The following is a 6,093-nucleotide window of genomic DNA, read 5'->3' as shown; positions in this document are numbered from 1 at the left end:
AGTTCAAATACTTTTTACTCATACATACTTGGTATCAATAAATCACAATTAAATGAAGATGAATTCGGAAGCACTAATATATTTAATAACACTTATAATAGATTTTTTCGTTCTGCTGTTAAGTACGCGCTTAAATGCATGTTTAAAAGACGCAAGATTATTGTAGATAATATTTACCATGAAGAAGGACAACAAAAAGATCACAACTATTTTCCATGGCATACAATACATAAAATAAACAAAGAAAAAGAAAGAATAACAATAGATACAGATAATATTGTTTTTCTGCCTAAAGACCATAGAGATAACGTGCTATCAAATATTATACAACTTTGTGATTTGGTATTGGGATTAAGCACAAGTATTCTTCATGGAATTGATGATAGTAATTATTCTAAATATCGCGTCATGCTGTGTAAGATATATTGCCCATTATTTGAAAGAATTATCAATAATCCAAGAAATAGTAACAGTCATTATCAGTACGCAAATAGGATAATGATAAGCTTTTTTCCCAAAAAGAAAACTAAAATTGGTGATATTGAAAGAAAAGCAGATAATTTTTACAAACAGAGAAATCTTATACTATGTGAAAAAGAAGCAGGACAGCAAGTTTTATTTAGTTAAAACAAGACAATTCGCGGCGGCCCGCGGAGGGTCCGCCCTACGTGACCTGGCATTTTGGAACGGCGGACCGCAGGGGACCAATCCCACGGGGCCGCCCTACGTGACCTGGCGTATTGGAACGGCGGACCGCAGGGGACCAATCCCACGGGTCCGCCCTACGTGACCTGGCATTTTGGAACGGCGGACCGCGGGGGACCAATCCCACGGGTCCGCCCTACGTGACCTGGCATTATGGAACGGCGGACCACAGGTGGTCCGCCCAACGTGACCTGGCGTATTGGAACGGCGGACCGCGGCGGGTCCGCCCTACGTGACCTGCCGTTTTGGAACGGCGGACCGCGCCAGGGTCCGCCCTACGGTTCAACACCAACGTAAAAAAACGCCGTCCATCCGGACGGCGTTTTGATTAACGTATTGGTGGACCCGAGGGGATTCGAACCCCTGACCTCCTCCACGCCAAGGAGGCGCGCTCCCAACTGCGCCACGGGCCCGGGTGCAGGCTCGCTTGAGCGTGTCAAGGCGAGCGGAGGGGCATCTTATCACAGCGTCCCGGGGCTGTCAACAAGTAACGCGCGGGGTTACTTGTTCATCAGCTCGTCGTACTTGTCGAAGACCTCGGCGATCCAGGGTGCGTCTTCGGCGGAGAATTTGAGTTCGTCGAGGACGAGCTTGAAGTGCTTGACGAGTTCGATGTCGTCGGGGTTGATCTCGAAGCCGGTGCGGTAGAGTTCGACGGCGACCTGGAGGTCGTCGACGTTGAGGTTGTCGCGGGTGATGTAGTAGAGTCCGGCCTTGTCGAGGACGATGACGTAGAGGTCGCGGGCGGCTTCCTTGAAGTCGGGCTCGGCGTTTTCCCAGGCGGTGCGGGCCTCTTCTATCAGTTGGTTGTAGTAGGCTTCGAGGCCTTCGTACTGCTTGGTGAGGAACATGATGTCGGCGCGGGCGATCTTTAGCACGATGGCGCCGGGGTAGTGTTCGAGGCCCATGTCGAGGGCCTCGTTGGCGCGCTCGAAATCCTCGGCGTTGATGAGGACGTCGGCGGCGCGGACGTAGACCTGGGTGCCGCGGCTCTTGAGCACGGGCTTGTAGATGGTGTCGGGGTCGTTGTGCTGGGCGAAGAGCTTCTCGGCGCCGAGGTAGTACTCGTCGGCGGCCAGTTGGGCGTACTCTTCGGCGAGTTCGGGGTTGTCGTTCTCGGCGGCTTCGATCTCGAGGGCCACGTAGGCCTCGGCGGCCAGGTAGTAGGAAAGGTAGTAATCTTCGTCGAGCTCCTGGGCGTACTTGGCGTTCTCGAGGGCGCTCATGTAGTCGCTTCTGTTGAAGGCCTCGATGGTGGCGTTCTGGGCGATAACGAAGAAATTACGCTCGACGATCAGGGCGTCCATCTTTTCCTGGGTGGCGGGGTCCATGGCCAGGGCCTCTTCGCGCCACTTGACGGCTTCGCCGAAGTTGCCTTTCTCGGCGTAGGCCCAGAAGAGCATGACGCGGGCGCAGGGCTGGTCGGCGCCTTCGCCCTCGACGTAGGCGAGCATGTTCTCGATGGCGCGGTCGTAGTTGCCGGCGTTGCGGATGTCGCTGGCGGCGCCCTCGCACTGGTAGGTGCCCCGGCAGCCGGCGACGAGCCCGGCGGCGACGATCAGGCAGAGCAGGAGGAACAGGGTCTTGCGCATTAGAGCTCCTAAGCTGGCGGTTGGATGGATGGGTAAAGGGCTGTGGAACGGCCGCATTATACCAGCACAGATGGGCCCCGTAAAGGCCGGGGCCGGTGCACGGGGGCGGCAAGGGCGGGCGGGCTACCAGTCGGGGCCGGGACGCTTGGTGTAGTATTCGATGTCCTCGAACAAGACGTAGCCGCAGTTGCGGAAGACGACGCGGGAGACGTCGTTGTAGCCCTCGATCTGACAGGCGAAGATGCGGATGCCTCGTTGGCGCAGCCATTCCTCGGCGGCGGCGATCAGGCGCCGGCCCAGCCCCCGGCGACGTTGGCTCGGCTCCACGGCCAGACGGTTGAGCCAGCCCTTGCGGCCGTCGTGGGTCACCAGGATGACGCCGACGAGGCGGCGATCGTCGAACAGGCCCAGGAAGGCCAGCATCCCCAGGCTCAGTTGGCGCAGATACTGCTCGCGGCTGTCCCGACCCCGAGGCTTGCAGGGTAGCCCGGCGGCCTCCCAGAGCCGGAGCAGGGCGTCGTAATCACCGGGTCCCAGCTCGGCTAGACGCGGCTCGTTGGGGGATTTGCTCATCGAATCTCGCAGCGCTCCCGGGCGACTCAGCGTTCGGCCAGGGCGTAGAAGACGGGCAGGTACTCGAGATAGGTTTGTTTGCGCAGCAGCCGCTTGAGGTTGGCGCGCCAGCGCGGTCCGGAGCGCGGGTGGAAGTAGCTGCGGAAGCGGAAGACACGTTCGAGGCTGGGCCAGTCCTCACGGCGATAGAGGCTGGGCCGGGAGCCCAGTCCGTAGTCCTCGAGACGGAAACCGGCCTCGTCGAGGAGCCGGGGCAGTTTGCGGCCCAGGTAGGGATCGCCGCCGACGCGCTCGATCCCCCGGGCCAGGCGCATGATCATCGGTTTACTGTCGCCGGGGTCGGGCTCGACGATCATGCCGGCGTAGTCGGGCTCGGCGCAGAGCAACAGCTTGCCGCCGGGCTTGAGGACCCGACGGGCCTCGGCGAGGGCGCTGCGGGGATCGACCCACATCAGGGAGAAGTGGAACAGGACGAAGTCGACTGTGGCGTCGGCGAAGGGCAGGGCCTCGGCGCCGCCGCAGACCGGGAGCAAACCATTTCCGGGAGCGGGCAGGATGTTGAGGTCGTGATCGAGCCCGACGAGACGCAGCTCGGGGCGGGTCTGGAGCAGCTTCTCGCTGACATGGCCCCGGCCGCAGGCCAGGTCGAGCAGGATTCCCCGGCGCAGGGCGCAGCGGCGGGCCAGGTAACGGCAGGTGGCGCGGGTCTGCTCGGACTGCCAGCGCAGGAAGTCCAGCCAGGGTTCCGGGGGATCAAGACGGTTCGTCATAGCTATGTAACCCCGCGTTGTCTTTACTCTGTCAAGGGCCTTTATTATAATGCCCGCAACGTGAAAGCTCCACCGGGACGGTTTTCGTCCCTCGTTCTTCGGCGGGCGCCGCCCGCCGCGATTTTCCAGCCGACGGGTGGCCGCACCGGTCGGTGTCTTAGCCGGAGGTAATCCGAGCAATGCGTCTAATCATCGCCGTCGGCGGCAACTCGCTCATTCGCTCCGGCCAGCGGGGCACCATGGAAGAGCAGTGGGAGAACATCAACGCCACCGCCCGGGCCATCGCCGAGCTGTCGGCCGCCGGCCATGAGATACTGATCACCCACGGCAACGGCCCCCAGGTGGGCAACCTGCTGCTGATGAGCGACAAGACGGCGGAGCTGCCCGAGCTGCCGCTGGATTACTGGGGGGCCAATACCCAGGGTGGGATCGGTTACCAGCTGCAGAGCGCCGTCCACACGGAACTACGGCGTCGCGGCCTGAAGCGTCGCGTCGCGGCCGTGGTCAGCCGGGTCGAGGTCCGACCCGACGATCCCGCCTTCGACGACCCCACCAAGCCCGTAGGGCCCTTCTTCGATCGCGAAACTGCCGAGCGCTACGCCGCCGAGAACGACTGGGTGGTGCGCGAGGACGCCGGTCGGGGTTGGCGGCGCGTCGTGCCCAGCCCCAAACCCGTCTCCTTCGTCGAACTGGCGGTGGTGCGAAGCATGTTGGAGTCCGGTGTGGTAACCATCGCCGTCGGTGGCGGAGGCATTCCCGTCGTCGCCAACGGCGACGGCACCTACCGCGGCGTCGAGGCCGTCATCGACAAGGACCGGGCCAGCTGCCTGACGGCCCGGCTGCTCGAGGCCGACATGCTGGTGATCTCCACCGACGTCGCCAACGTCATGCTCGATTACGGCACCCCCCGGGCCCGGCCGCTGGAGCGCGTCGGCGCCGCCGAGCTGACCGCATTCCGCGACGCCGGTCATTTCGCTCCAGGAAGCATGGGCCCCAAGATCGAAGCCGCCCTGGAGTTCATCGAGGCCGGCGGGTCCGCCGTGGTGATTACCGACCCCGGGCATCTGGTCGCCGGAGTGTCCGGCGCGGGTGGTACTTTTGTCACCGCCTGAAGCCGCCGCCTTCACACTCGCTTTCAGCAGACCGGCCCCGCGGGGCCGGTTTCTCCAGTCGGTCCCGGCCTACAAGGCCTCGACGGCGCCACCGCCCACGCCGTAGGCCGGCCGACCGGCGCTCAGTTGGTCCAGGTCCTGGGGCAGGCAGGTCAAAATCAGCTGGTCGACGCGTTCTTCGAGGGCCGGCAGCAGTCGTGCACTGATGGCGTCGTCAAGCTCGCTGGCCACGTCGTCCAGCAGGAACACCGGACGGGTACCCGTGCGCCGGGCGAGGAACTCGGCTTCAGCCAACCGCAGGGCGACCACGGCCAGGCGCTGCTGACCCCGACTGGCGTAACGGCGCAGGTCGACGTCGTCGAGGCGTAGCGCCAGATCGTCGCGGTGGGGACCCTTTGTCGTATAGCCCCGCCGTCGGTCACGCTCCAGGTTGCGTCGCCACAACTCGAGAAAGGGTTCCTCGAGGGCCGCGGCGTCCAGGCGGGTTTCCTCCAACGCACCTTCATAGTCCAGCCGAAGCTGAAGAGTGGTGCCGGAAAGCTCGCTGAAAGCCAGGCGGGCCGGTTCGATCAGCTCATCGACGGCGGCCCGGCGCAGCTCGGTGACCAGGGCCGCCGAACGGGCCAGGGGGCCGTCCCAGGCGCGCACCGCCGCGGCGTCGAAGGGCTCGCGGCGCAGGGCGGCGTTGCGCTGCTTGAGGTTGGCTTGCAGCTCCGCCGCCGCCCTGGTGTAGCGCGGCGAAACCTGCCCGAGAAGCAAATCGAGAAACCGCCGCCGCCGGCCCGCCGAACCACGGATCGTGTCCAGGTCCTCCACGGTGAAGCAGCAGGTAACCAGCCGGCCGAGGATGTCGGAGAGCCGACTGCAGCGCTCGCCGTCGACGGCCGCCGTCTTGCCGCCACGGCGATACGACAGGGCGAGCCGAAGCTCGCGGTCGGCGCGAGCCAGTGTCGCTCGCAAAACGAAACCCTCAGCGCCGTGACGGGCCAGGTCTGCGTCGGCGGCGAAGCGGAAGCTGCGCGCCGTGGCCAGGTAGTAGATAGCCTCCAGCAGACTCGTCTTGCCCGTGGCGTTACCCCCGACCAGACAGAGGCCCGGACGGGGAACCTCCAGGCGCAGCCGCTCGTAAAGGCGGAAGTGGTCGAGCTCCAGACGTTCCAAATACATGACCCGAGTATAGCACAGACCCCGATGCCCCACGCGCCGCACCCGCCCGGGAGACCTGTTGAAAAGCAACGGCGAACCCGCAATCGGCTTCAACCCCCAGGCCGGAACCGGCACGGTTTTTGCGGAGGTGAACCGTTATCATCGCTCGAACGGTCGCCGAGATGCAAAAACCGT

General features: G+C 62.8%; 5 protein-coding genes and 1 tRNA gene. 1 reads left to right on the top strand and 5 read right to left on the bottom strand.

What is annotated here, in order from left to right; translation table 11 throughout:
• Nucleotides 1-1,042: 1,042 nt before the first annotated feature.
• From GF399_05305 to GF399_05290, 4 genes are all read right to left on the bottom strand, one after another.
• Nucleotides 1,043-1,118, bottom strand: a tRNA-Ala gene (locus tag GF399_05305).
• Between the two features lie 87 nt (nt 1,119-1,205).
• Nucleotides 1,206-2,297 carry a hypothetical protein gene (locus GF399_05300; protein ID MBD3399731.1) on the bottom strand — a complete coding sequence of 364 codons (1,092 nt, stop codon included), beginning with the start codon at nt 2,295-2,297 and terminating at the stop codon, nt 1,206-1,208.
• A 123-nt stretch (nt 2,298-2,420) separates the two neighbouring features.
• Nucleotides 2,421-2,870 carry a GNAT family N-acetyltransferase gene (locus GF399_05295; protein ID MBD3399730.1) on the bottom strand — a complete coding sequence of 150 codons (450 nt, stop codon included), beginning with the start codon at nt 2,868-2,870 and terminating at the stop codon, nt 2,421-2,423.
• Between the two features lie 26 nt (nt 2,871-2,896).
• Entirely contained in the window at nt 2,897-3,640 is a 744-nt protein-coding gene (locus tag GF399_05290) for a methyltransferase domain-containing protein (protein MBD3399729.1), read from the bottom strand.
• A gap of 179 nt (nt 3,641-3,819) precedes the next feature.
• Between GF399_05290 and arcC the strand changes: the two genes are divergently transcribed.
• On the top strand, nt 3,820-4,752 hold the full coding sequence (arcC, locus tag GF399_05285) for a carbamate kinase (protein MBD3399728.1): 933 nt from the start codon (nt 3,820-3,822) through the stop codon (nt 4,750-4,752).
• 69 nt (nt 4,753-4,821) lie between these two features.
• Here arcC and recF read toward each other — a convergent pair whose 3' ends face one another.
• Nucleotides 4,822-6,033, bottom strand: coding sequence for a DNA replication and repair protein RecF (gene recF / locus GF399_05280; GenBank protein ID MBD3399727.1), 1,212 nt, complete (start codon nt 6,031-6,033; stop codon nt 4,822-4,824).
• Nucleotides 6,034-6,093 lie beyond the last annotated feature (60 nt).

The sequence above is a fragment of the Candidatus Coatesbacteria bacterium genome, from assembly GCA_014728225.1.
GTDB lineage: Bacteria > RBG-13-66-14 > RBG-13-66-14 > RBG-13-66-14 > RBG-13-66-14 > WJLX01.
Note: the sequence above shows the minus strand (reverse complement) of the source record. Positions and strands in the feature narration are given on the sequence as shown.